The 23,737-nt window shown below is 62.4% G+C and carries 20 protein-coding genes and 1 pseudogene; 9 read left to right on the top strand and 12 right to left on the bottom strand.

What is annotated here, in order from left to right:
• Positions 1 to 304: 304 nt before the first annotated feature.
• From GEV39_RS10375 to GEV39_RS10395, 5 genes are read left to right on the top strand one after another with little or no spacing between them, the layout of a single operon-like run.
• The gene (locus tag GEV39_RS10375) at positions 305 to 2,377 is read left to right on the top strand and encodes a type VI secretion system Vgr family protein (RefSeq protein WP_173888754.1); all 2,073 of its coding nucleotides are present in this window, start codon (positions 305 to 307) and stop codon (positions 2,375 to 2,377) included.
• A complete protein-coding gene (locus GEV39_RS10380; RefSeq protein ID WP_173888756.1) occupies positions 2,377 to 3,300 on the top strand; it encodes a hypothetical protein in 924 nt (307 codons plus the stop codon). Before GEV39_RS10375 ends, GEV39_RS10380 begins: the two co-directional genes overlap by 1 nt.
• Positions 3,297 to 6,515, top strand: a complete 3,219-nt coding sequence (locus GEV39_RS10385; protein WP_173888758.1) for a T6SS effector BTH_I2691 family protein — start codon at positions 3,297 to 3,299, stop codon at positions 6,513 to 6,515. The genes GEV39_RS10380 and GEV39_RS10385 overlap by 4 nt, the downstream gene beginning before the upstream one ends.
• A complete protein-coding gene (locus GEV39_RS10390; protein ID WP_349306027.1) occupies positions 6,512 to 7,324 on the top strand; it encodes a DUF6708 domain-containing protein in 813 nt (270 codons plus the stop codon). Before GEV39_RS10385 ends, GEV39_RS10390 begins: the two co-directional genes overlap by 4 nt.
• A complete protein-coding gene (locus GEV39_RS10395; RefSeq protein WP_009686597.1) occupies positions 7,321 to 7,578 on the top strand; it encodes a PAAR domain-containing protein in 258 nt (85 codons plus the stop codon). Before GEV39_RS10390 ends, GEV39_RS10395 begins: the two co-directional genes overlap by 4 nt.
• Positions 7,579 to 7,611: 33 nt before the next feature.
• Here GEV39_RS10395 and GEV39_RS10400 read toward each other — a convergent pair whose 3' ends face one another.
• From GEV39_RS10400 to GEV39_RS10410, 3 genes are all read right to left on the bottom strand, one after another.
• Positions 7,612 to 8,454 carry a TIGR03915 family putative DNA repair protein gene (locus GEV39_RS10400; RefSeq protein ID WP_173888760.1) on the bottom strand — a complete coding sequence of 281 codons (843 nt, stop codon included), beginning with the start codon at positions 8,452 to 8,454 and terminating at the stop codon, positions 7,612 to 7,614.
• Entirely contained in the window at positions 8,445 to 9,665 is a 1,221-nt protein-coding gene (locus tag GEV39_RS10405; RefSeq protein WP_009686599.1) for a putative DNA modification/repair radical SAM protein, read from the bottom strand. Before GEV39_RS10405 ends, GEV39_RS10400 begins: the two co-directional genes overlap by 10 nt.
• A 100-nt stretch (positions 9,666 to 9,765) precedes the next feature.
• Complete coding sequence (locus tag GEV39_RS10410; protein WP_173888762.1) at positions 9,766 to 10,674, bottom strand: LysR family transcriptional regulator; 909 nt, start codon at positions 10,672 to 10,674, stop codon at positions 9,766 to 9,768.
• Positions 10,675 to 10,826: 152 nt separating this feature from the next.
• On the opposite strand from GEV39_RS10410, the gene GEV39_RS10415 reads away from it, so the two are divergent.
• Positions 10,827 to 11,690: a type 1 glutamine amidotransferase domain-containing protein gene (locus GEV39_RS10415; protein WP_173888765.1), complete on the top strand. Its 864-nt coding sequence runs from the start codon at positions 10,827 to 10,829 to the stop codon at positions 11,688 to 11,690.
• 61 nt (positions 11,691 to 11,751) lie between these two features.
• Here the strand turns inward: GEV39_RS10415 and GEV39_RS10420 are convergent, their stop codons facing one another.
• From GEV39_RS10420 to yghU, 6 genes are all read right to left on the bottom strand, one after another.
• Positions 11,752 to 12,996, bottom strand: coding sequence for a saccharopine dehydrogenase family protein (locus GEV39_RS10420; RefSeq protein ID WP_173888767.1), 1,245 nt, complete (start codon positions 12,994 to 12,996; stop codon positions 11,752 to 11,754).
• Between the two features lie 33 nt (positions 12,997 to 13,029).
• Entirely contained in the window at positions 13,030 to 14,127 is a 1,098-nt protein-coding gene (locus tag GEV39_RS10425; protein ID WP_009686603.1) for a carboxynorspermidine decarboxylase, read from the bottom strand.
• 177 nt (positions 14,128 to 14,304) lie between these two features.
• On the bottom strand, positions 14,305 to 15,222 hold the full coding sequence (locus GEV39_RS10430; protein WP_173888769.1) for a pyridoxal-phosphate dependent enzyme: 918 nt from the start codon (positions 15,220 to 15,222) through the stop codon (positions 14,305 to 14,307).
• Positions 15,219 to 15,887: a helix-turn-helix transcriptional regulator gene (locus GEV39_RS10435; protein ID WP_457252907.1), complete on the bottom strand. Its 669-nt coding sequence runs from the start codon at positions 15,885 to 15,887 to the stop codon at positions 15,219 to 15,221. The genes GEV39_RS10430 and GEV39_RS10435 overlap by 4 nt, the downstream gene beginning before the upstream one ends.
• A 93-nt stretch (positions 15,888 to 15,980) precedes the next feature.
• Complete coding sequence (locus tag GEV39_RS10440; protein WP_173888772.1) at positions 15,981 to 17,684, bottom strand: amidase; 1,704 nt, start codon at positions 17,682 to 17,684, stop codon at positions 15,981 to 15,983.
• A 185-nt stretch (positions 17,685 to 17,869) separates the two neighbouring features.
• On the bottom strand, positions 17,870 to 18,712 hold the full coding sequence (yghU, locus tag GEV39_RS10445) for a glutathione-dependent disulfide-bond oxidoreductase (protein WP_173888774.1): 843 nt from the start codon (positions 18,710 to 18,712) through the stop codon (positions 17,870 to 17,872).
• Positions 18,713 to 18,913: 201 nt separating this feature from the next.
• Between yghU and GEV39_RS10450 the strand changes: the two genes are divergently transcribed.
• Positions 18,914 to 19,951, top strand: a complete 1,038-nt coding sequence (locus tag GEV39_RS10450; protein ID WP_173888776.1) for an alpha/beta hydrolase family protein — start codon at positions 18,914 to 18,916, stop codon at positions 19,949 to 19,951.
• Here GEV39_RS10450 and GEV39_RS10455 read toward each other — a convergent pair.
• The 3 genes and pseudogenes from GEV39_RS10455 to GEV39_RS26025 all read right to left on the bottom strand — a co-directional run.
• A complete protein-coding gene (locus tag GEV39_RS10455; RefSeq protein WP_173888777.1) occupies positions 19,922 to 21,115 on the bottom strand; it encodes an MFS transporter in 1,194 nt (397 codons plus the stop codon). The two genes, GEV39_RS10450 and GEV39_RS10455, sit on opposite strands and share 30 nt — an antisense overlap.
• 149 nt (positions 21,116 to 21,264) lie before the next feature.
• Positions 21,265 to 22,851, bottom strand: a complete 1,587-nt coding sequence (locus GEV39_RS10460) for an ABC-F family ATPase (RefSeq protein ID WP_029885780.1) — start codon at positions 22,849 to 22,851, stop codon at positions 21,265 to 21,267.
• 20 nt (positions 22,852 to 22,871) lie between these two features.
• Positions 22,872 to 23,146: pseudogene (locus GEV39_RS26025) on the bottom strand (site-specific integrase); the annotation flags it as partial.
• On the opposite strand from GEV39_RS26025, the gene GEV39_RS26030 reads away from it, so the two are divergent.
• Both GEV39_RS26030 and GEV39_RS26405 read left to right on the top strand, forming a co-directional pair.
• Positions 23,136 to 23,312, top strand: a complete 177-nt coding sequence (locus tag GEV39_RS26030) for a VOC family protein (protein WP_249414381.1) — start codon at positions 23,136 to 23,138, stop codon at positions 23,310 to 23,312. The pseudogene GEV39_RS26025 and the gene GEV39_RS26030 overlap by 11 nt on opposite strands.
• A complete protein-coding gene (locus GEV39_RS26405; protein ID WP_349306028.1) occupies positions 23,285 to 23,623 on the top strand; it encodes a VOC family protein in 339 nt (112 codons plus the stop codon). The genes GEV39_RS26030 and GEV39_RS26405 overlap by 28 nt, the downstream gene beginning before the upstream one ends.
• The last annotated feature ends 114 nt before the right edge of the window (positions 23,624 to 23,737 follow it).

Below are 23,737 nucleotides of genomic sequence, written 5' to 3' on the forward strand. Positions count from 1 at the left end.
TTTATGAGCCTCGCAGAGATCGAGCGCCCCTCGCGCAGCGCTCGGTCTCTCGGCACGCGCCGGTCATCAAAAACTCAGTCGACATTTCCTACGTTGCGCCGGGAAGTGCTGGACTTCTCGCAGAATCGGTTCCCCGCTAGCGTTCGTGTCTTCAGTTTGCCGGAAGACAAGGACCTCTTCATGCACCGCCCACCTGAAGGCCACAGGGCCTTTTGTAGCTACCGATTTCGCCTGAACGCTGAGCAGCGCCGGAGTGCTGCAGTCGCTCGACAGCCTTGTCTCAAGGTGGTAGCCGGGAGTCCGCATGCCTAGCCAGTCCGATCTGCGGTTCAGCTTCGAGGCCCTGGCCGGCCGGGTTGAGTTCGAAGTGGTTTCGTTCGAACTCGACGAGGCCATCAGCGCGCCGTTCCAACTGCACTTGGAACTGATCAGTTTCGACGCAGATGTCGACTTCGGCCTGCTGCTCGACAAGCCCGGGCTGTTCACGGTCTGGCGTGGCGAGCAGCCGCTACGCCATGTGCACGGCCTGGTCAGCAGTTTCAGCCAAGGCGAAACCGGCAGGTTTCGTACCCACTACCACGCGTTGGTAGAGCCGCAGCTGGCCCGCGCCAGGCTGCGTTCGAACTGGCGCATCTTCCAGCACAAGACTGTGCCGCAGATTATTGAACTGGTGTTGCAGCGCCAGGGCATCAACCGCTTTGGAATCAAGAGCCTCGGCGAGCATCACGTCCGCGAATTCTGCGTTCAGGCCGGTGAAACCGACCTCGATTTCATCGCCCGGCTGGCAGCCGAAGAAGGCCTTGTCTACCGCTTCGAGCACACGCCACAACAGCACCACCTGGTCATTACCGATCGGCTGCTGGCGTTTGGCACTATCAGCCGCGGCGCGGTCCGGGCCGATGACCCGCAAGCGGTAGATGAGGGTGATATTGGTCCCGACCACGTGCTGTATCACGCCAACAGCGGTGGTGATCAGGCCGTGCCGTGCCTGCGGCGCCTGCGTTACAGCGAGCAGGTCCGCAGCACCCGGCAGGTGCAGCGGGACTACACCTTCACCCACCCGCGCTACCGCCAGGAGCATCGGGCCGCTGACAGCAGTACCCCCCATCAAACGCGGGCCTACGAGCGTTTCGACTACCCTGGGCGCTACAAGCGGGACGCGGTTGGCGTACCGTTCACGGCCACGCGCCTCGCGGCGCTGCGCCACGACGCGCACGTTGCCGAGGTGCAGGGCGATGATGTGCGCCTGCAACCAGGGCTGAGCTTCACGCTGGTCGGGCACCCGCGCGCAGACCTGAACGTGCATTGGCGGCCGATCAGCGTGCACCATGAAGGCGTGCAGTTCACCAGCCTGCAGGAAGAGGCAGCCAGCGCCGACCAGGGCACCCGCTACGTGCAGCGTGCCATGCTGGTGCCGGGCACCCGCGAATGGCGCCCGGCCCCCCTGGCCAAACCCCGTATCGATGGCCCGCACATGGCCACCGTGGTCGGCCCGCCCGGCGAAGAGATCTACTGTGACGAGTGGGGGCGGGTCAAGGTCAGTTTTCCCTGGGATCGGGAGAGCAAGGGCAATGAGTTCAGCTCTTGCTGGGTCCGGGTTTCGCAAAGCTGGGCAGGCGGCAGTTGGGGCTCGATGGCCATCCCGCGCATTGGCCAGGACGTGGTCATACAGTACGTCAATGCCGACCCCGACCAACCGATGATCATCGGGCGTACCTACTGCGGTGATCAGCTTCCGCCGTATGACCTGCCGGAGCACAAAACCCGCATGACCATCAAGAGCCAGACCCACAAGGGCAATGGCTTCAATGAGCTGCGCTTCGAGGACGAACTGGGCAGGGAGGAGGTGTTCATTCATGCCCAGCGCGACTACAACACGGTGGTCGGCAACGACGAAACCACGCGTGTCGGGCGCAATCGGCTGGAGCAGGTGGGCAATGATCAGCAACTTAGCATCGGTAACCACTATCGCCAGGAAACCGGGGGCAACCACAACCAGTTCATCGGGCAGAACTGCCAGGTCGAAATCAAGCATGACCTGACGCACCAGGTCGGTAACAACCGCAGTGAAGCGACCCTGGGCTGTCAGCAGGTTCTCGTCGGCAAGGACAGCGCCTTGGTAGTCAAAGGTGCTCAACGGGTCGAAGTCGGCAATGGCATGCAGCAGCGCACTACGGTGTATCAGCTGCATGCCAGTGAGCGCATAGAGTTGAAAACCCCAGGTGGCTGCATCGTGCTGGACCGGCGCGGTATCACCCTCAATGGCCAGACCTTGAACCTGTTGGGGCAAACCCAGGCGACTGCGCAGGGGGCAGGCAGCGCTACGTCGCTGACATTGACGCCGAACGCTGCCAGCACCTGTGAGGGTAAGCTCTGATGACGGCTGATGACCTGGCCAGCGTGATCGAACAGCAGCATGCGCCTGACCTGTACAGCTATGTGTTGGTGGACCCCCTTGCCCCCGAGGACAAAGGCGATTCAGCCTTGCTCGCCCAGCTTCGCGAGGCATTGGGGGAGAGCGCTATGATGCGTGTACCCAGGTTCGACCTGGCGCATGTGCCGCACTTGCATCCTGTACTGGTATGCCTGGCTATACCCGGGGCGCTGCCCAGCCGCGCAATATTGGAATTGACCGCCCGAGCAGCTGTGCGTGGGCTGTTTCAGCCAAGGCGCTACCTATGCGGCTGGGTGTTCAGTGAACAGCCAGCGGCCAACATCGCAGCTCACCTCAGTCGCTTGTGCCGGTTACCCGACACAGCTCAGGCACTGAGCTTCTATCCGGTCTACGAGCCGATACGCCTGGAGCTGCTTGCGGCAACGTTCAAGCAAGGGGAGCGTGCACCGTGGTGGCCCATCAGCCGCTGGTTGTTCCTCAATAGCAGTGGGCAGTTGCTGAACCTCAAGGGGCAGAGCGGGCAACGCTGTCTGCTCCCCGCGTCTGCCTGGCGCATGCAAGCGGATGGAGCATTGGTCGAGCGCGTGCTGCGAAGCTTGAGCGCTCTACGAGCAGGCGTGAACAATACCTTGCAGTGTCAGATACCGTCGTTTGCGGCTGTACGAGCCGGCAACCATATCCAGGAAGCACGCGCCTTGGGCTTGACCGACCCGGAAGATATCGTGGTGCTGGCCCTCCACCAGCTGTGCATTCATCCCCAGCTAACCTCCCTTGCCGCCGTGCGCGGCCTGATAGATGCAGCCCGCCAAGAGCAGCGCGCGCTGGCGCCGTTGCTTGCCCGCTACTCCGAGGCGCATTGGCGGCACCTGACCCAATCCCTGACGGAAGCGGAGCGCCTTGCATGACCATCAGTCAACGCATCGCCCTTGCTGTCGCTGAAGCCGGCCTGCCGCATGACCACTGCATGTCTTGTCAGCGCCAGGGGCTGCCCATTCTGCCCCTGCGCCGTGCGCTGGTCCCGGATACCCGACCGGAGTGCATCACTACCGTGGCGGGGCATTTGCACATCTGCGCCAAGCCTGGCCTGCGCACGTTACGCATGGGCTACCTGTATGTCTTGCTTGACCAGCAGGTCTGGCAAGCCTACGCCGTCAGCGCACAGGGCCATCTGCGACGCTTTGACCCCTATGCGCCTCCAGCCGGCCCACCTGGGCCACTGCCGGAAAAATGTGCGCAGGAAAACCACGATATTCCGGCGGCCTTCGTCACGATCGACACCGACAAATACAACAGTGCCTGGCTGGCCTTTTCCAGTGATGCCTGGCCGGTGAGTGTGCTGAACGCCTACAAGCAAGGCGTGGCACCAAGCCACCGCTTCGTAGGGATTGATCTGACCCAGGCGCGTACCCATCCGCAATTGCTGGGCCTGGCGATGACGGCCGACCAGTTGCAAGTTGACAACCAGGTGTTCGAATACAGCCAGCAGGCGTGTGCACCGTTCGACAGCGTGCATGGTTTCCACAGCCGCTGGCTGCGCAGGTTTGCCCTGCGTGGTTATGTGGTCAATGCATTGGACCGCCACCAGTTGGCAAACGGTGTGTTGGCGTTGGTGCTGGACGACACCGTCGGTCTCATTCAGGAATACAACCACCAGCGGCTGAGCTGGGTAGTGAAGCGCCAGGCCTGGCGTGAGGACCCACTACGCGCGTACCAGTTGCAGACGTCGCAGATCGTACAGGTGATCCGCGCCACGCACCGGGAGTGGGCGGCACAAGGGGTGCCGTCGCTGCAGCCGGTGACCGGCGACGGGCCACCAATTTTCGTGGACCCGGCAGTCGAGCGACAGCGTCTGGTCGAGCGTGCGCAGCGAGAAAGTGATGCCCGTCTAGAAGAGCGCTACCACGAGCCGCAGCGGGCTGCTTTCCAAGCTGAGTACGAGGCGCAGGATGCCGAGTTCCAGCGCTACATTGATCAGGACGCGCAGGCCTACGTTGCATTATTCGATACCCCGATGTTCAAGGTGGCCGAGCGCCACGACTATGACGGCCGTGATCGCGAGTCCGGTGTGGCCTATACCAAGACCATGGGGCTGTGCTTGGGCGGTGGGGTCACAGAGGCCGTGATCGCCAGCCTTGAACCCCGTCAGCCTGCGGCTGGTACCAGCGAATGGCAGTGGCAGGTCTGGCTACAAAACCCCGATAGCCCTCCCTACCGCGCGCTGCTGATGCGTGACAACGCTTTGCTGGCCGCGCTGTTACCCAGTTTTTCAGGCGACCAGGCAATCAATTGGAACGACAGCGACAAGCTCTTCGGCATGTTGAGCAAGGTCATCGCCAGCGACGATGCCGGTTTACGCATGCGAAATAGCTTGAAGCAGGCCATCGCCGAAACGCAGAGCGCGGTGAATGCCGCCAGTCAACGCCTGGCGCCTAGCCTCGGGCCTGGCATCCACAACGCTGTTCGGCACCTGAACAGCGCAACCCAGTTTCTTTACAACGGGGTGCAACTGATCGAGCTTGAAGTGAAGATGAAGCTGGGCGAGTACTACGCCTTGCAGAGTGCGCACTTGCGCCAGTTGCAGCACCGCGCAAATGCCTCCCTCGCTGAGGCGAGAGACCGTATGTATCGCAGTGTCGATGACTTTGAAGTCGGTTCGTTCAAGGCGATGCGCAAGGTCCGGCCGATCCTGCAGCACGGGTTGATGAGCCTTGCGCTGCTCGACCCTCGGCTGACCAACACCGTGATCAGTGTCACGGTCTGGGTCGAGGGCACGGCTGCGCAAGTGCATGGCCGGTTAGTCGAAGCGGCCAGCATCAAGCTGACTCAGGCGAGCAGTGCGGCGCACGCGGCCATGGTGGATATCTCGGTCGCGGCAGGTACACTCGACAGCAATGCCCGCAAGTTGCTTGACGGGATGAAGATAACTGCGCACCAGGCCAGCCAGCTGGTGCGTGGCGGTTTCTCAGGCCTGCGCGGGGCTGCAGGCAGTTGGGAGGTGCTACTCGGGATCGGTGGGCTGTATTTGCAGTATGACAGCCTGACCAGAAATCAGGAAAAGGCCGAGGCAGAGATTGGGCCCAAGGCGTACGAGGCCAAATTGGCGCTGCAGGGTTCGCAACTGGGTGTGCTTGGGGGGCAAATCGAATTGGTGGGGCTTGTTCTGCGAACGAGCATTCGTCATCTGCAAGCGCCCTGGGCGAGGGGGGCCGCCGTTGTAGGAGGTTTCCTCATAAGTTTCGGCGCATTGATAAGTTCTGTGGCTGGGGTGTTTGACGTTGCCCAAGCGTTTGCCGCATCAAAACGCGCCGTCAAGTCGGGTAGCATTCTGTCGAGCAAACAATACGCTCTATCAGGCGTGCTTTATCTGGGTGGCTCTGCAGCGTTTGCACTGTCGGTCGCGTCACCTTTGATTGCAGGGCCTTTGGGCGTTGCCATAGTACTGACACTCTCCGCTTACACTTATAGAAGGATGGCGGAAAACAACGAGCTCAACCCTCTTGAGTTATGGCTCAGTCGTAGTTTGTTTGGCAAGGGTGGCGAAATTCCTAGCGTTCGTTGGGATTCGGTGGAGTGGGCAGATATAGCCATGGCGGAGCTTAATGCTGCAACGCTTGGACTTCAAATTGGAGTGAATTTCGAGTCGGTTCTGGTCAGCGATATCGCAATGCGCAAAGTCGGTGGGATGGCCGGCTTGGTTGTTGAGCAAAAAATAAAATTTCAAATTAGTTTGCCCCGGTATGACGAGGTCAATTCAGGGTACGATTGGGCGTTACTAGTACATCGCGCAGGTGATGGTGAGTTTCCTGACTGCCATAGTGGAGAGTTGGTAGCATCCGGCAGCCGTAATTCTGATTGTCCGGAGTTTCTCACCCAAACAAAAAAGTTTTCAAATTTCGCCGCTCCACGTTTTCCGGACTATCGCCCCGATGTTTCATTGATGGAAAGTGTGCATGCGCATCCAGCAAGCGCGCCGTCATTAGAATTGACTGGTGTGATAGCGCTCATGCCGACCGCTGGTGCGCACACCATTAAATCGGCCACGCTGACGGTTGCGTATTGGCCAGATAAAAATATTTCAAGCACACGCCTTGGATGTCGTGTTCAGGCGGAGAACGTATGAACGTCAAGTCCAGGCCGTTAGCACATCGGCAATTGGGTTGGAGTCATGATTTACCCGATATCGAAGAAAGGCCAACGTTCAAACATGAACCACAAAACATTAACCCCTCGCCCAATTATTACGATGATGTCTATTTGGAGTTGCCAAGGGCTACTATTCGCCTGCGGGGGCTAGGTGCGCTGATAGGCTCTGCCGCTCTTGTTGCGGGTGGTGGGATGACGTTATTTACGTATTGGCTGGTTTTCGATAATTGGCAGGGGGACTGGATAACGAATATTGTTATCTTGCTTGCGCCGCTACTCGTGGCGTGGGTGCTATCGCCCTACATCAAGCTTGATTTTGTGCTTCCAAGAGACGAGCCTATTCGTTTCAATAGACTGCGCCGAAGAATTTATCTTTACCAGTACAGGTTCAATCGATTCTTTGTTTTCAGCCGAAAGTATTGGGGCGTGAAACCCGTTGCCTACAACTGGGATGACGTTACCGCCGAGGTTTACCGGATCTACGCACCCGGCCACGGCGGTCTGATCGAAAACGTCATGCTATCGGTCCGTAACCCGGAAACCAACGAAGTCATTGACCGCGTGTTTTTCAGCCACGACCTCTACCACGGCGAAGCCTACTGGGCCATCGCCAGACTGTTCATGCAGCAAGGCCCCCAGGCCCTCCCGAAGTTCGTGCACCCCGCGCGCGACTGGAATGATGATGATGGCCTGAGCCACATGCACTGCCTGGCGCCGAAGGTTTACTGGCCAGTGGCGATTGATCGCGAATCACGTACCGCACCGCACGCAGGCGAAGCGCGATGAAACCTGTTGTGCTTGTCGGTCATCGACATCTCTGCCCATTGCATGGCGCTAACCAGGTCGAGAGCGGGAGTGCTGGGTATACATTCAACGGCAGCGCAGTGGCCAGGGTGGGGGACCGGACTACCTGCGGTGCGGTAATCGAAAGCGGGGCCGAGCACTTCCTGATCGAGGGGGCTGCTGTCGCGCGCAAGGGGGACAGGACTGATCATGGCGGCGTGCTGGATGAAGGCGATGCAGGCTGGTTGCTGGAGTGAGGCGATTTGCGCGCACTGCATGGCTGGCGTGCATCACCGCCCAGTCTTGCTGATCTTTTTGCCGGCCTGCGCAGCCACTTCCAGCGCCTGGCCGTCCCGCTGCTTGCCTTGGCGTGCCAGGCCCTCGAGCTGGGGTATCAGCATGCCTTCCGGCAAGTGCCGCCAGAACCGCCCCGGCATGTGCAGGCGCAGGGCATCAGGGTTGAGGCGGGCAGGGTTGAACGTATGGCGGTAATAGGTGCGCCACAGCTCGGCCCCTGGGTCCTCGGCACTGCGCGCCCACTGCCGCCATTGCGCCGGGCAGCGCCGTTGATAGTCGAACCCGGCACCGTCGAAGCGAATGCCATCCTGAGGCGTAGCGATCAGCCAGCGCAACTTGCCCAGGCGGTCGGCGAAGTGCGCGCTGGCGCTCTGCAGAACGTCATGTGCCGGCTCGTGGTAAGCCACCAGATCCAGTTGCAACTGCCCAGCCACCGCTTCGGGCAGCGGCACGAAGCGCACAAAAGCATGCAAATGATGGGCTTCGCGCGTTACCTGCTTGATGCGCCGTTGCAACTCACTGCCTAGGCGGTCGCCCGCCAGCATTGCGGTGCGGTCGCCGTGGGCGACACGCCACAGCACTTCGTACAGCAGGTTCCAGCGTTGCTCGCCACGGTAGCGAGAGGCTAGTTCCAACTGCCCCAACAACTGGGCCGGGACTTTGGCCCGGAAGGGGCCAGGGCCGGCAGGCAGCGCTGCGGGTACAGCCAGCAAATCCGCCATGGGGCCCTGGTTCCAGGTGATTTCCGAAGGGTCGATGCCATGCCCCAGTAACACCCGCGCCTGTTCACGCCATGTGGCGAACAGATCGTCGCAGTCGAGCGCAATCACCCCCACAACCCCATCTGCACCGGCGCCTGCGGTTCGCGCAGGCGTGCACGCAGCAACCCGCTGCGCAGTTCGGCCTGTGCCGGGCGGTAATCGCTGGTGACGATGAACGGGCGCGCCTTGTCCAGTACGCAGCGCAGCTGAATCAGGTCGTCATAGCGGATACGCCGTTCCCGGCGCAACGCCACCAGGCGCTGCACGCTGCGCAGGCCAATGCCGGGGATGCGTGCCAGCAGTGCCGGCTCTGCGCGGTTCACGTCCAATGGGAATACCTCGCGGTTGGCCAGCGCCCAGGCCAGCTTGGGGTCGATGTCCAGTGCCAGGTTACCGTGCTGACCCAGCAGCTCACCCGCCTTGTAGCCATAGCCCCGGAGCAGGAAGTCAGCCTGGTACAAGCGGTGCTCGCGCAACAGTGGGGGGGCGGCCAACGGCACGCTGCCCGGGCTGTCGGGGATCGGGCTGAACGCGGAATAGTACACCCGCTTGAGGCCGTAACCCTGGTAAAGCGATTCGGCATTGCGCAACAAGGTGCTGTCATCGGTGCTGTCGGCACCGACGATGACCTGGGTACTTTGCCCCGCCGGGGTAAAGCGCGGTGCCCTGGGCTCATTGGCTACGGCCTGCTGCCCTTGGTGAATGACGCCCATGGCCTGGCGAATGGTGTGTGCCTGCTTTTCAGGCGCCAGGCGCTTGAGGCTGTCGTCGGTCGGCAGCTCGATGTTGACGCTGAGCCGGTCGGCCAGGCGCCCGGCTTCTTCGATCAGCAGCGGGTCGGCGTCGGGGATGGTCTTCAGGTGGATGTAGCCGCGGAAGTTGTGTTCTTCGCGCAACAGCCGGGCCACCCGGATCAGCTGCTCCATGGTGTAGTCCGCCGAACGGATGATGCCAGAGCTGAGGAACAGGCCGCTGATGCAGTTGCGCCGATAGAAATCCAAGGTCAGGCGCACTACCTCTTCCGGGCTGAAACGTGCCCGAGGCACGTTGCTGGAGCGGCGGTTGACACAGTACTGGCAGTCGTACAGGCAAAAATTGGTCAGCAGCACCTTCAGCAGCGACACGCAGCGGCCGTCGGGCGTATAGCTGTGACAAATACCCATGCCATTGGTAGCACCCAGGCCATCGCCACCGCGCGAATTGCGCTTGGGCGCGCCGCTGCTGGCGCAGGATGCGTCGTACTTGGCAGCGTCGGCCAGAATACCGAGTTTGGCGATGAGTTGCATGAGGGCGTCTCGCTGTACTGAATATTCATACAGTATTTTGAGATCTTACGGATTGCAAGAGGTTGTGCGCCATACCCGACTACATTCGTCAGAAACATCCCTATTGCTGGGCCACGGCCCACAGCTGCTGGCGAAGCCAGCGCCGCAAGGGGTCGGCATGGGTACGCGCATGCCAGATCTGCATCACCTCCACCGGCGGCAGCTCCAGCGGTAGCGGGAACATGCGCAGGTCCTCGTCACGGTCGGTAGCTTCGAGGGCCAGCGAGCGCAGGCAGGTCAAAAGCAGGTCGGTACCCCGCAGCAAGCGCATGGGTGCGATGAAGCTGGACAGGCCAGCCACCACCCGGCGTTGCTTGCCCTGGCTGTGCAGGGCGCGATCAACCAGCCCATCAAGGTCACCGGTCAGGGTGGTGAGCAGATGGTCACTGGCCAGAAAGGTGTCCAGGTCCAGGCCGCTATCCAGGCCTGGATGGCTGCGCGAGGCAAGCACTACGAACTGCTCCCTGAGCAGCCGCTGCTGGTGGAAGGTGTCGGGCAGGTCGGTGTAGAAGCCGGCGACAGCCAGGTCACAGGTGCCTTTTTCCAGCGCTTCTCGGGGTAACGCGCCCCGGGTGTTGTGTGTAACCAGCGTCAGGTTGGGCGCTTGGCTGCGCAGTATCGGTAACAGCCTGGGCAGCAGTGTCTGCTCCACATAATCGGTGCTGTACAGGTGTACGCGGGCAGGGCGGGCGAGAAAGTCTTGCCCCTCGCAGCGTTCATAGAAGCCTTCCAGGCCCGCTACCAGGCGTTCTACCTCCGGCGCCAGCTCATGGGCCCGCGGTGTGGGGGTAAGCCCTCTGGGCGCACGCACGAACAGGGGGTCGCCAAGCTGGTCTCGCAATTTGCTGAGCTTGTGGCTGAGTGCAGGTTGGCTAAGCGCCATGCGTTGGGCGGCGAGCGTGGCGCTGCGCTCCTGGTAAAGCACATGGAACAGATAGAGCAGGTTCAAATCCTTGTTGGCGATATTCATATTTCGAATGGCAGCCATGATCACTTTAGAATTATCGAATCATAGCTGCAGCGGTAGCATTCCCCCAATGATGACTGACCCGGAGCTGCCAATTACACCTTGCGCTCCGCCACTTTGGTATTGCAGGCGCTTGCCTGATCAGGAGTTGACGCATGAAGAAGCTGACCACACTGGCGCTGGCAGTCACCGGCGCTTTGCTTGCCGGTGGTGCCCAATCGGCGCCCAAAGGCGAAGTACTGGTGCTGCTGTCCAGCGAACACCAGCTGCCGTTGCAGAACGGCGAACACTACGCCACCGGCTATTACCTCAATGAGTTCGGGGTGCCCGCCGACCAATTGCTCAAGGCCGGCTACCGCTTGGTGCTGGTGACACCCAAGGGTAATGCCCCGCGTGTGGACCCGCGCTCGGTCGACCCACAGTATTTCGCCGGTGATGCAACAGAGATGCGCCGGATTGAACAGGTGGTGCAGGGGCTGCCAGACATCGGCGATACCCTGTCGGTGAAAGAAGTGCTGGCGGGCGACCTCGACCGCTATGCCGGGCTGTTCATCCCCGGCGGCCACGCGCCTTTGATCGACTTGGCCAATAACTCGGACGTCGGCACCTTGTTGCGGCATTTCCACCAGGCAGGCAAACCCACAGCGGCTATCTGCCACGGCCCGATCGCTTTGCTGTCGGCGCAGCAGGATACGGTCGGCTACCAGGCCGCGCTGGCCCGCGGGGAGCGGGCGGCAGCCAGAGACTGGGTGTACCAGGGCTACAAGATGACTATCTTCTCTGACCCGGAGGAGCAGGTGTTCGAGCGTTCGCTCAAGGACCAGCGCTTGTTGTTCTACCCGGCGAACGCGATGGCGATGGCCGGCGGCCACATGGGTTATGCCAAGGCCTGGCAACCGAATGTGGTGGTGGATCGCGAGTTGATTACCGGGCAAAACCCGTTCTCGGACAAGGCCCTGGCCAAGGCGTTGCTGGAAAAACTCGATGAGCGCGCGAGCCTCACGGCCGAGACCAACTGAAGCGCAAGCAGCCAGCCAAAGCAGAAGGGGCGCCACAGTGGCGCCCCTTCTTGCTTACCGCTTAGGCTTCAGCGTCCCAAGGACGATCACCTTTTTCATCCTTGACGCGGGTCGGCAGGCCCATCACGCCCAGCGCCTTGAGGAACGGCTCGGCTGGCAGCTCCTCGACGTTGACCATGCGTTTGGCATCCCACTCGCCACGGGCAACCAGCAGGGCGGCAGCCACTGGCGGTACGCCTGCGGTGTAGGAGATGCCCTGGCTATCGGTTTCGGCGTAGGCCTCTTCGTGGTCGGCCACGTTGTAGATGAACACTTCGCGCGGTTGACCGTTCTTGGTGCCTTTGACCAGGTCGCCGATGCAGGTCTTGCCGGTGTAGCCCGGGGCCAGCGAGGCCGGGTCTGGCAGCACGGCCTTGACCACTTTCAGCGGCACCACTTCCAGGCCTTCGGCCGTTTTCACCGGCTGCTCGCTGAGCAGGCCAAGGTTTTTCAGCACCGTGAACACATTGATGTAGTGCTCGCCGAAGCTCATCCAGAAGCGCACGTTCGGCACGTTGAGGTTCTTCGAAATCGAGTGAACTTCGTCATGGCCGGTGAGGTACAGGTTTTGCGAGCCAACCACCGGCAGGTCGTCGGTACGCTTGACTTCGAACATGGTGTTGCTGGTCCACTGGCTGTTCTGCCAGCTCCACACTTGCCCGGTGAACTCGCGGAAGTTGATTTCCGGGTCGAAGTTGGTGGCGAAGTACTTGCCATGCGAGCCGGCGTTGACGTCGAGAATGTCGATCGAATCAATGCTGTCGAAATACTGCTGCTGCGCAAGTTTTGCGTAGCTGTTGACCACACCCGGGTCAAAGCCGACCCCGAGAATGGCGGTAATGTTCTTTTGTTGGCACTCTTCGAGGTGTTTCCACTCGTAGTTGCCATACCACGGCGGGGTCTCGCAGATCTTGCCCGGCTCTTCGTGGATGGCGGTGTCCAGGTAGGCGACACCGGTATCGATGCAGGCACGCAGCACCGACATGTTGAGGAAGGCGGAACCGACGTTGATCACGATCTGCGACTCGGTCTCGCGGATCAGCGCCTTGGTCGCCTCGACATCGAGGGCGTTGAGCGAGAAGGCCTGGATGTCGGCGGGAACCTTGAGGCTGCCCTTGGCCTTGACGCTGTCGATGATGGCCTGGCATTTGGAGATGTTCCGTGACGCGATAGCGATACGACCCAGTTCGTCGTTATGCTGCGCGCACTTGTGGGCCACCACCTTGGCGACACCTCCTGCACCAATGATAAGAACGTTCTTCTTCAATTTACCTGTTGCTCCTTACTTGGGAAGCCGGCCTTACGACAGGCTGGAAACGTAGTCTTCAAAACCGAACTCACGGACGACCTCGACGCTGCCGTCGAGTTGCTTGACCGCGATGGACGGCATTTTCAAACCGTTGAACCAGTTTTTCTTGACCATGGTGTAACCGGCCGTGTCTACGAATGACAGGCGATCGCCAATGGCCAATGGGCGGTCGAACTGGTACTCACCGAAGATGTCACCGGCCAGGCACGATTTGCCGCAGACCATGTAGGTGTGCTCGCCGTCGTTGGGGGCCATCTTGGCGTTCAGGCGGTAGATCAGCAGGTCGAGCAGGTGCGCTTCGATCGAGCTGTCGACCACGGCCAGGTGCTTGCCGTTGTACAAGGTGTCGAGCACGGTCACTTCCAGCGAGGCGCTGTTGGTGATGGCGGCTTCGCCAGGCTCCAGGTACACCTGCACCCCGTAGGTTTGCGCGAAGGCCTTGAGGCGCGCGCAGAAGGCGTCTACTGCGTAGTCTTCACCGGTGAAGTGGATGCCACCGCCCAGGCTGACCCACTCGACCTGGTGCAGCAGGTGGCCGAAGCGCTCTTCGATGTGCGTGAGCATCTTGTCGAACAGGCCGAAGTCACCGTTCTCGCAGTTGTTGTGGAACATGAAGCCAGAGATCTGGCCGATCACCTGCTCGATCTTGGCCGGGTCCCATTCGCCCAGGCGGCTGAACGGCCGGGCCGGGTCGGCCAGCAGGTAGTCGGAGCTGCTGACCTGCGGGTTGACGCGCAGGCCACGCACCTTGCCTTCGGACTGGTCGGCAAAGCGTTGCAGCTGGCCGATCGAGTTGAAGATGATCTTGTCGCAATTCTCGAGCATTTCCTCGACCTCGTCGTCGGCCCAGGCCACGCTGTAGGCGTGGGTTTCGCCGGCGAACTTCTGGCGGCCGAGCTTGAGCTCGAACAGGGACGACGAGGTGGTACCGTCCATGTACTGCTGCATCAGGTCGAATACCGACCAGGTGGCAAAGCACTTGAGGGCGAGCAGTGCCTTGGCACCGGAGTGTTCGCGCACGTAGGCGATCTTCTCCATGTTGCTGAGCAGCTTGGTTTTATCGATGAGGTAGTACGGCGTCTTGATCATTTAGAGGCCCCCGGCCAGGCCGGCCAAAAAAAGGACACGCATTGTGCCTTCCCTTGCCGCAGATCGAAAGGGCGCAGGGCATTTTTCCTTTGCGTGGCTGCCACTGCCGGCCAGATTCGCCAGCAGTGTGGGGTTCAGTGATACACGGCAAAGGAAACAGACAGATGACAACCCGTATCAGTCGACCTGTCGCAACCATGCCTGTATCTGTTCCAAGGTGGCAGTAGCACCCCCGCACACCACCACCAGCACGTTCGGGTAACGCGCCATGGCGCTGGCGTCATAGGCCAGCGCCAACGCGGCGCCACAGGCGGGCTCCACCAGTAGCCGGTGGTCTAGCAGAAAGCGCTCGCAAGCCTGCAGCGCGGCACGGTCGCTGACCAGGTGGCTGTGTACCGGTTGCCGATGCGTACAGGCCAGCGCCTGTTCGGCCACCCGCTTGGCTCCCAGCGAGCCGGCGATCGAGGCAATGCGTGGCAACTCCACGGTGTGCCCGGCTTGCATGGCCGCGTGCAGCGAGGCAGCGCCGGTCGTCTCCACGGCCAGCACCGGCACGTCCGCCCAGCCATTGCGTTGCAGCCCCTCGACCACGCCGCTGAGCAGCCCGCCACCCCCCACCGACAGCACCACCGCATCGGGCTTGAAGCCGGCTGCAACCACTTCGTCGACCAGGCTGGCATGCCCGGCCCACAGCAGCGGGTCGTCGAAGGGGTGAATGAAGGCATCGCCAGCGCCTACCAGAGTCAGTGCCAGTTCGTTGGCTTCCTGCCACGAGCTGCCGTGCACCAGTACCTTGGCATTTTCCAGGCGCAGCAGTTCCTTGGCCCGTTCAGTAGTGGTCTCGGGCACCACCACGGTCACCGGCACCCCCAGCTTGCGCCCGGCGTAGGCCACCGCCAGGCCGGCATTGCCCCCCGAGGACGACACCAGGTGCCTGGCCCCCCGCGCGTAGTGAACCTCGCAGGCGTGACCCACCCCGCGCAGCTTGAACGAGCCACAAGGCTGCAGGGCATCAAGCTTGAGCCAGATGTTGCGCCCGGCAGCCAGCGACAGCGGGCGTGATTCGATCAGGGGTGTAGGGATGTGCAAGGTCATAGGCTGGCTCCGCGCAGTTGTTCGAGGTAGTTGTAGATGGTGTAGCGGGTCACGCCGAGCGCGCTGGCCGCCTTCTCGACGCCGCCCTTGACGATGAACAGGCCACGCTCCTGCATCACGCGCACAGCTTCGAGCTTGGCTTGCTTGTTCATTCGCCCGTGGCCGTTGCGCTGCAGTGCGCTCTGGATGATCTCGCTCATCAGCAGCGCCATGTCGGCAGGCTCGGTGGCGGTTGGCGTAGCGCCCAGGGGCTGGAAGTGCTGGAGGAACTGCATGGCCGCGTCCAGGCCGGTGACATCGGTGTTCACGCACAGGCTGGCAAACGGGTGGCCACTGCTGTCGCGGAAGATCGCGGTGGCGCTGCGCAGCGTGCGGCCTTTGAGCGTAGTGGGGTAGTCGGGCAGCACCACCGGCTCACAACCCTGCTGGTCGGCCGAGGCCTGCATCAGTGCCTTGAAACCCTGATCCTGTTCCGGGGCGGCAAGGATCGGGCTGCCGATGCTGCGACCGGAAAGGTGGCCATTGACGATAGCCACCACCGAGTGCTCGGGGTGGTCGAGGTCGTGCAGGAGGATTTCCATGTTGCGCGCGGCAACGCTGCCCAAGGCCTGGATGGCGGCCTTGAGCACGGTGAGGGTGAGCTGGCGCTCGGCAGTGGGTGTCATGGGCAATGAACCGCTAAAATCAACGATTTGTGTATATTTACACGAATCGTTGATTTTGGCGAAGGTTGCCTGAAGTGCGGTGCCGTGCCGGGCTCAGCCCAGGGCAGGGGTGCGCGGCGGCACAATGCGGCGCGAACCGGTCGCTTCAAAGGCGGCCGCAAAGGTCAGCAGGGCATTGTCGCTATAGGCCCGCCCAGCGAAGGTCAGGCCCACCGGCATGCCGATGTCGGCCATGACGCCCATCGGTACGGTCACGGTCGGTACGCCAAGGTGGCGGATCGCCAGGTTGCCATTGGCCACCCAGACGCCGTTGCTCCAGGCGATGTCTGCCGATACCGGGTTGACGTCGGCATCGGCCGGGCCGACATCGGCCACGGTGGGGAACAGCACGGCGTCCAGGCCCTGCGCGTCCATCCAGTCTTCCAGGTCCAGCTTGCGGGTCCGCTCCAGGCCGCGCAGTCCATCGGGCAAGGTCTCGATCTGGTCCCAGGTCTTCAGGCCACGCTTGGCCATGTTGACGTATTCGTCCATGCCGGCTGCCAGGTCGTCCTCGCGGTTGGGCAGGGTGCCCGGGTCATGCGGGAAAATCTGAGGGCCATCGACATCCGCCAGGCGGTTGAGCTTGGGGTCGCCATTGGCGCGCAGGAAATCATCGAAACCCCAGCCCGACAGCTCCCACAGCTCGTCGTGCAGGAATTCCTTGCTGACGATGCCGCGGTTGTACACCGTGGGGGCGCCGGGGCGGTCTCCTTCGCAGTTGGACACCAGCGGGAAATCGACTTCCTCCACTTGCGCGCCGGCCGCTTCCAGGGCCTGACGGGCCTGTTGCCACAGGGCGATAACGCTCGCGCGGGTGTGGATGCGCTGGCCGGTAGGGCCGCCGATACCGGGCTTTTGCGAAGTGCCGGCTGCGTCGTCGGCATTGATGTACATGCGCGGCACGCCGAAGCGCTTGCCCTTCAGGGCGCCGGCATCGGCGGCCAGGTCCAGATACGACGCCGGGCGCACCGCCGAGGCCGCAGGGATCGGCACCCAGGGCTGCAGGCGCCACAGGTCGCCACGCTTGTCGGGGTCATCGGCGACCACCACGTCGAGTACCTCCAGCAGGTCGGCCATGGTGCGCGCATAGGGCACCACCACATCCATGGTCGGGGTCAGCGGCCAGTTGCCGCGCACCGAAATCACCCCACGCGAGGGCGTGTAGGCGCACAGGCCATTGTTCGAGGCGGGGCCGCGGCCACTGGACCAGGTTTCTTCGGCCAGGCCGAAGGCGCTGAAGCTGGCGGCGGTAGCCGTGCCGGCGCCGTTGGACGAGCCCGAGGCGAACGGCGCGGTCAGGTAATTGGCGTTGTACGGGCTTTCGGCGCGGCCATACACACCGCGCTGCATGCCCCCGTTGGCCATGGGCGGCATGTTGGTCTTGCCCAGGCATATGGCCCCGGCGGCGCGCAGGCGCTCGATGGTGAAAGCGTCGCGCTGGGCCACCAGGTCTTTGAAGGCCGGGCTGCCCGATGCCGCAGTCAGGCCTTTGACCAGGTAGCTGTCCTTGGCGGTGTAGGGAATGCCGTCCAGCGGGCTCAGCAACTGGCCTTTGGCGCGGCGGGCATCGGAGGCCTCGGCTTCTTGCAGCGCCTGCGGGTTGCGCACTACTACGGCGTTCAGGGCGGTGGCCGTGTCGGCGCCGTCGTAGGCATCAATGCGGGCCAGGTAGGCCTTGACCAGCTCGACCGCCGTCGTGCGGCCCGATTCGAGCGCGTCGCGCAGCTCGGCAATGGAAACCTCGGTTACCTCGATCATGCGTTCACCAAACAATGTACAGGTGGGGGCTATTGCGGGAAGTGTACAAGAAGGGCTACGCCGACGCAGGTTTGCGCAGGGGCAAATGGTTTTGTGCAGGTGGGCATTGTCATGCCCGAGTACGCGGCAGGCATTGGCAGGGGCGGCCCTGTATCACCACAGGGCCACCTTCGGCGCGCGTTGTATCAGTTGTCCAGATCCGCAGCCGAATGCCGTTCAGGCACCTGGCTGGCTTCGTCGCCCCAGGTGCGGTTCACCCGGGTGCCGCGTTGCACTGCCTTGCGCTGGGCAATCTCTTGCGCCCAGCGCTGCACATTCGGGTACTCGTGCACCGCCAGGAACTCTGCTGCGCCATACAGGTTGCCCAGTACCAGCTGGCCGTACCAGGGCCACACGGCAATATCGGCGATGCTGTATGCCTCACCGCCCAGGTAGCGGCTTTCGGCCAGCCGCCGGTCAAGCACATCCAGCTGACGCTTGGCTTCCATGGTGAAGCGGTTGATGGCGTACTCGAACTTCTCCGGCGCGTACACATAGAAATGACCAAAGCCGCCACCCAGGTACGGCGCCGCCCCCATCTGCCAGAACAGCCAGTTCAGGCACTCGGTGCGGGCAGCAGGCGCTGTCGGCAGCAGGGCGCCGAACTTTTCTGCCAGGTACAACAGGATCGAGCCGGACTCGAATACACGCACCGGTGGTTTCTGGCTGCAGTCGAGCAGCGCGGGGATCTTGGAGTTGGGGTTGACCTTGACGAAGCCGCTGGAAAACTGGTCGCCTTCGCCGATGCGGATCAGCCAGGCATCGTACTCCGCGCCAGCGTGGCCGAGTTCAAGCAGCTCTTCCAGGGCAATGGTGACTTTCACGCCGTTGGGTGTGGCCAGCGAATACAGCTGCAGCGGTTGCTTGCCCTTGGGCAGGTCCTTGTCGTGGGTAGGGCCGGCGACGGGGCGGTTGATACTGGCGAACTGGCCCCCGGATGCAGCGTCACGGCGCCAGACCTTGGGTGGCACGTAGTCAGGTTTGCTCATGCATGAAACTCCTTCAAGGGCGCTGAAGCGGTCAGATAAAAACGTTGACCGTCATCTATGCCACGGGTTCGCCGCCAGGTGCAAATGCAGGCGGCGCGTGCAGGCCTGGCATGACGTCGGTTTCATCCAGTTTTCATGCGGCGCCTGCGGGCCCAGGCTTATGCTGGGTTATCGCATTGCCACGCAAGGAGCCGCTGGCCGATGACTCTCCCCCGTTGCGTGTTGGCGCTGGCGCTGTGCGCCTGCCTGCTGGCCCATGCCGAGGCTGCGCAATGGGCAGCAGGCCTGCACCACATGACTCTGACCGACCCGGTCGATAACCGGCCCATGCAGGCGCTGGCGTTCTACCCAGCGCTGGGCCCGGCCCGCAGTAGCCGTATCGATGGCTACCCGCTCGACGTGGCCGAAGAGGCCCCCATCGCCATGGGGCGCTTCCCGCTGTTGGTGCTGTCGCACGGCAATACCGGCAGCCCGCTGGCGTTGCATTACCTGGCTACGGCGTTGGCGCGCGCAGGGTTCGTGGTGGTGGCCGTGGTCCACCCCGGGGACAACACCCGCGACCACAGCCGCCTGGGCACCTTGAGCAATCTGTATGGCCGGCCGTTGCAGCTCAGCGCCGCAATCACCGCGGCGCGGGCAGACAGCGTGGTGGGCCCGTACCTGACGGACGGCAAGGTGGGTGTGATCGGCTACTCGGCGGGTGGTGAAACGGCGTTGATCTTGTCTGGCGCGCACCCGGACCTGGAGCGTTTGCGCCAGTACTGCCTGGAACGTCCGAGCGACGCCGACGCCTGCAAGACCCACGGCATATTGATAGCCGACCGCAGTGAGCTTGGCCCCAAGGCCGACCCGCGTGTCGGCGCGGTGATGTTGATGGCGCCGCTCAGCCTGCTGTTCGGGCGGCATGCGCTGGCCGGGGTGCAGGTGCCGGCACTGATCTACAGCGGCGACAGTGACCAGTTGGTGGCGGTGGACCGCAACGCCGCAGCGCTGGCCCGCAAGCTGCCAGTCACACCGGATTACCGGCTGTTGGCCGGTGCCGGGCATTTCGTGTTCATGGCCCATTGCGATGCCGAGCAATACCAGCGCATGCCGGTGCTGTGCAAGGATGCCGAAGGTGTTGACCGTCGGCATATTCATCGCTCACTGCAACGTGAAACCGCAGCGTTCTTCAGCGAGGCGCTGGGGGCGCCGCAATCGGCCGAGCGGTCAGCGGCCACGGCCACGCCGCGCCAGTAGCAGCGTCAGCCCGACGCCAGCCAGTGCCAGCAGGGCGGCCACGCAGAAGATCGAGGCATAGCCCAGGTGCGCGGCAACCGCCCCCATTACCGGCCCGGCGAGGGCCAGGGCCATGTCGAAGAACACCGCGTAGGCGCTCAGCCCGGCACCCCGGCTGCTGCTGGGTACCTGCCTGATGGCTTCGACGCCCAGTGCCGGGTACACCAGCGACAGCCCAAAGCCGGTCAGCCCGGCGCCCAGCAACGCCCACGGCGGTGAGGGCGCCAGCCACAGCAGGCCAAGGCCGAGCACTTCGGTGGCCATGCAGGCGACCGCGACGTTGTAGCCACCAAAGCGGTTTACCGCGTTGACGAACAGCAGCCGGGAGATGATGAAGCACACGCCAAACGCGCTCAGGCACCAGGCTGCTCCGGCCCAGCCACGCTCAAGGTAATACAGGGTGACAAAGGTGGTCAGGGTGCCGTACCCGATGGAAGCCAGGGTCAGGCCAACACCACACGGCGCCACCCGGCCGAACGCCGACCAGAAGGGCAGGCGCTCACCGCGCGTCACAGCCACGTCGGGGCGTTTGCGCAGCACCAGCAGGGCAATGGCTGCCAACCCCAGCAACGCCGGGCCCAGTACGCTGAAGCCCAGCCCGTCCACGGCCAGCACACCCACGGGCGCGCCGATGGCGATGGCACCGTAAGAGGCGATGCCGTTCCATGAAATGACCCGGGCGGTGTGCTCAGGGCCGACCTGGCTGATTCCCCAGCTCAGGGTCGCTACGCCGATCAACCCCTGGGCTATGCCCAGCAGCAGGCGCCCGGCAAGCAGTAGGCCCAGGCTGAGGGTTGGCAGGTTCAGCGCCCAGGCGGAAAGCAGGGTCAGCACACCGCAGCCGGCGATACCCAGCAGGCCATAGCGTATTGCCCGCTTGCCGCCCAAGCTATCGGCTACCTTGCCGGCTAATGGCCGGCTGAGCAGGGTGGCCAGGTATTGCAAGGCGATGGTCACGCCCGCGATCACGGCGCCGAAGCCCAGCTGATCGTGCACATGGCTGGGCAGTACCGCGATCGGCAGGCCGATGCAGAGGAAGGCAATGAAGGTGTAGAAGACGATCGACAGGATTTGCAGGGTTATGTGCAAGCTATCGCTGGGGGGGGCAGGTTGTTGCGCGGTCATGGGCTTGTTCGCGGGCGGGCGGTTGGGCGTGAACCCATCATGGCCGTTGCGCGAAGGAAATGAAAGCAGGCTAACGAATTTTTCGTCGAGAGGCCTCGCACTGTGGCGCAAGGCCCAGCCGCCCAAGGCAGCCAGGCCTCACGGCTCAATCAGACCAACACACCCTGGCTACGCAGGTAGTCGTCGTAGGTACCGCTGAAGTCCACCACGCCATCGGCCGAGAGCTCGATGATGCGGGTAGCCAGCGACGAAACGAATTCGCGGTCGTGGCTGACGAACAGCAGGGTGCCTGGGTAGTTTTCCAGCGCCAGGTTGAGTGCTTCGATCGACTCCATGTCCAGGTGGTTGGTCGGTTCGTCCATCACCAGCACGTTGGGTTTTTGCAGGATCAGCTTGCCGAACAGCATGCGGCCTTGTTCACCACCGGAAATCACCTTCACCGACTTGAGGATCTCGTCGTTGGAGAACAGCATGCGCCCCAGGGTGCCGCGGATCACTTGCTCGCCGGATGTCCACTGGCCCATCCAGTCGAACAGGGTCATGTCGTCTTCGAAGTCGTGGGCGTGGTCTTGCGCGTAGTAGCCGACTTCGGCGCTGTCGGTCCACTTCACCGAACCGGCATCCGGGGTCATTTCGCCGACCAGGGTGCGCAGCAGGGTGGTCTTGCCGATACCGTTGGGGCCGATGATCGCCACGCGCTCACCCGCTTCCACGGTAAGGTCGAAGTTCTTGAACAGCACCTTGTCATCGAAGGCTTTGGCCATTTTCTCGACGACCACGGCCTGGCGGTGCAGCTTTTTGGTCTGCTCGAAGCGAATGAACGGGCTGACGCGGCTGGACGGTTTCACCTCGGCCAGCTGGATCTTGTCGATCTGCTTGGCACGCGAAGTGGCCTGCTTGGCTTTCGAGGCGTTGGCCGAGAAGCGGCTGACGAAGGTTTGCAGTTCGGCGATCTGTGCTTTCTTCTTGGCGTTGTCCGCCAGCAATTGCTCGCGCGACTGGGTGGCCGCCGTCATGTACTCGTCGTAGTTGCCCGGGAACAGGCGCAGCTCGCCGTAGTCCAGGTCAGCCATGTGGGTGCACACGCTGTTGAGGAAGTGGCGGTCGTGGGAAATGATGATCATGGTGCTGTTACGCGCCGTGAGGACCGTTTCGAGCCAGCGGATGGTGTTGATGTCCAGGTGGTTGGTCGGTTCGTCGAGCAGCAGCACGTCCGGGTCCGAGAACAGCGCCTGGGCCAGCAGCACACGCAGCTTCCAGCCAGGGGCCACTTCGCTCATCGGGCCGAAGTGCTGCTCCAGCGGAATACCCAGGCCCAGCAGCAGTTCGCCGGCGCGCGACTCGGCGGTGTAGCCGTCCATTTCGGCAAATTCGGTTTCCAGCTCGGCGACGGCCATGCCGTCTTCCTCGGACATTTCCGGCAGCGAGTAGATACGGTCGCGCTCAGCCTTGACCTTCCACAGCTGGCCGTGGCCCATGATCACCGTGTCGATGACGGTGAATTCCTCGTAGGCGAACTGGTCCTGGCGCAGCTTGCCCAGGCGGGTGTTGGGTTCGAGCATGACCTGGCCACCCGAAGGCTCCAGGTCACCGCCGAGGATCTTCATGAAAGTCGACTTGCCGCAGCCGTTGGCGCCGATCAGGCCGTAGCGGTTGCCGTTGTTGAATTTGACAGAAACGTTTTCGAACAGCGGCTTGGAGCCGAACTGCATGGTGATGTTGGCGGTGGAGATCAAGGAGCTTACCTATCAATAACTTACGTGGCTTCTTCGCAGCTGCGGACCCATTTGGGACCAGTCTGGCGCTTTTCCAGTTCTGACCAGTGGTTGGACGAGTCAATCCAGCGCGCATAAGTCGATAAGAGCATCTGCACGCCATGCCCGAGCTGTTGGGCGATAAATGCGGGGTTGAGACCAGACATTGAGCGTATTGTCGCATAGGTGTGGCGGCAGTTATACGGGGGCGGTACCTGATCCCCAAACCTGCGAGGTTCGGCCGGCATTGATGATGCAGGTCCGACGTGGCCGTCACCCCCTTGAAGGATGAGTTGACGAATTCCAACCACAGCGTATATGCCGCCGATCATATTGGCTGTGCCGTCGGCTCACTGGAAGAAGCCATTCGCTTCTGGACAATCGGGCTTGGGTTCACGCTCGAACGCCAGTCTGAATGGGAAGACCATTCATTCTCGATGTAACCGGCACCGCCGATCCGAAGGTGCGAACGGCGATAGTGAAAAGGCCGGATGGCAGCCGAGTAGAATTGCTGGAATATTCGCAGGGTGCCCGCCACGGTGTCACCCCGCCTACGGCATCTGCGATTGGCTCAGCGCATCTGGCACTGAGGGAGCAAGACATGCACGCCGTACTTGGTCGCATCGAGCAAGCGGGCTGGCAGGCCAGGGGGACGCCTCAACCGATTCCCGCAGGCCCACGCAAGGGTACGCTGGTGGTGTATGTGACCGGGCCAGATAACATTACGCTGGAGCTGATGCAGGCGGCTGAGTAGCTTTCTGCTCTCACCTGAGGTGTGCTGTCTTCAAACGGGTTCACGGGCAAGCTCATTGCTTGCTCACCGTCAGTACATGCGTCAATGCAATAAACAGAATCTGGCGAGAGCTCA

This window comes from Pseudomonas sp. NY5710 (assembly GCF_013305665.1).
In the GTDB taxonomy this organism is placed as follows: Bacteria; Pseudomonadota; Gammaproteobacteria; order Pseudomonadales; family Pseudomonadaceae; genus Aquipseudomonas; species Aquipseudomonas juntendi.

What these genes read in the sequence shown, in the direction of transcription:
- GEV39_RS10390 (WP_349306027.1), top strand. Translation starts at nt 6,512, where the DNA reads ATGAACGTCAAGTCCAGGCCGTTAGCACATCGGCAATTGGGTTGGAGT.
- GEV39_RS10455 (WP_173888777.1), bottom strand. Translation starts at nt 21,115, where the DNA reads ATGACCGCGCAACAACCTGCCCCCCCCAGCGATAGCTTGCACATAACC.
- GEV39_RS10375 (WP_173888754.1), top strand. Translation starts at nt 305, where the DNA reads ATGCCTAGCCAGTCCGATCTGCGGTTCAGCTTCGAGGCCCTGGCCGGC.
- GEV39_RS10435 (WP_457252907.1), bottom strand. Translation starts at nt 15,887, where the DNA reads ATGACACCCACTGCCGAGCGCCAGCTCACCCTCACCGTGCTCAAGGCC.
- GEV39_RS10410 (WP_173888762.1), bottom strand. Translation starts at nt 10,674, where the DNA reads ATGAATATCGCCAACAAGGATTTGAACCTGCTCTATCTGTTCCATGTG.
- GEV39_RS10395 (WP_009686597.1), top strand. Translation starts at nt 7,321, where the DNA reads ATGAAACCTGTTGTGCTTGTCGGTCATCGACATCTCTGCCCATTGCAT.
- GEV39_RS10405 (WP_009686599.1), bottom strand. Translation starts at nt 9,665, where the DNA reads ATGCAACTCATCGCCAAACTCGGTATTCTGGCCGACGCTGCCAAGTAC.
- GEV39_RS10430 (WP_173888769.1), bottom strand. Translation starts at nt 15,222, where the DNA reads ATGACCTTGCACATCCCTACACCCCTGATCGAATCACGCCCGCTGTCG.
- GEV39_RS10425 (WP_009686603.1), bottom strand. Translation starts at nt 14,127, where the DNA reads ATGATCAAGACGCCGTACTACCTCATCGATAAAACCAAGCTGCTCAGC.
- GEV39_RS10380 (WP_173888756.1), top strand. Translation starts at nt 2,377, where the DNA reads ATGACGGCTGATGACCTGGCCAGCGTGATCGAACAGCAGCATGCGCCT.
- GEV39_RS10440 (WP_173888772.1), bottom strand. Translation starts at nt 17,684, where the DNA reads ATGATCGAGGTAACCGAGGTTTCCATTGCCGAGCTGCGCGACGCGCTC.
- GEV39_RS10450 (WP_173888776.1), top strand. Translation starts at nt 18,914, where the DNA reads ATGACTCTCCCCCGTTGCGTGTTGGCGCTGGCGCTGTGCGCCTGCCTG.
- GEV39_RS10385 (WP_173888758.1), top strand. Translation starts at nt 3,297, where the DNA reads ATGACCATCAGTCAACGCATCGCCCTTGCTGTCGCTGAAGCCGGCCTG.
- yghU (WP_173888774.1), bottom strand. Translation starts at nt 18,712, where the DNA reads ATGAGCAAACCTGACTACGTGCCACCCAAGGTCTGGCGCCGTGACGCT.
- GEV39_RS26405 (WP_349306028.1), top strand. Translation starts at nt 23,285, where the DNA reads ATGGGAAGACCATTCATTCTCGATGTAACCGGCACCGCCGATCCGAAG.
- GEV39_RS10415 (WP_173888765.1), top strand. Translation starts at nt 10,827, where the DNA reads ATGAAGAAGCTGACCACACTGGCGCTGGCAGTCACCGGCGCTTTGCTT.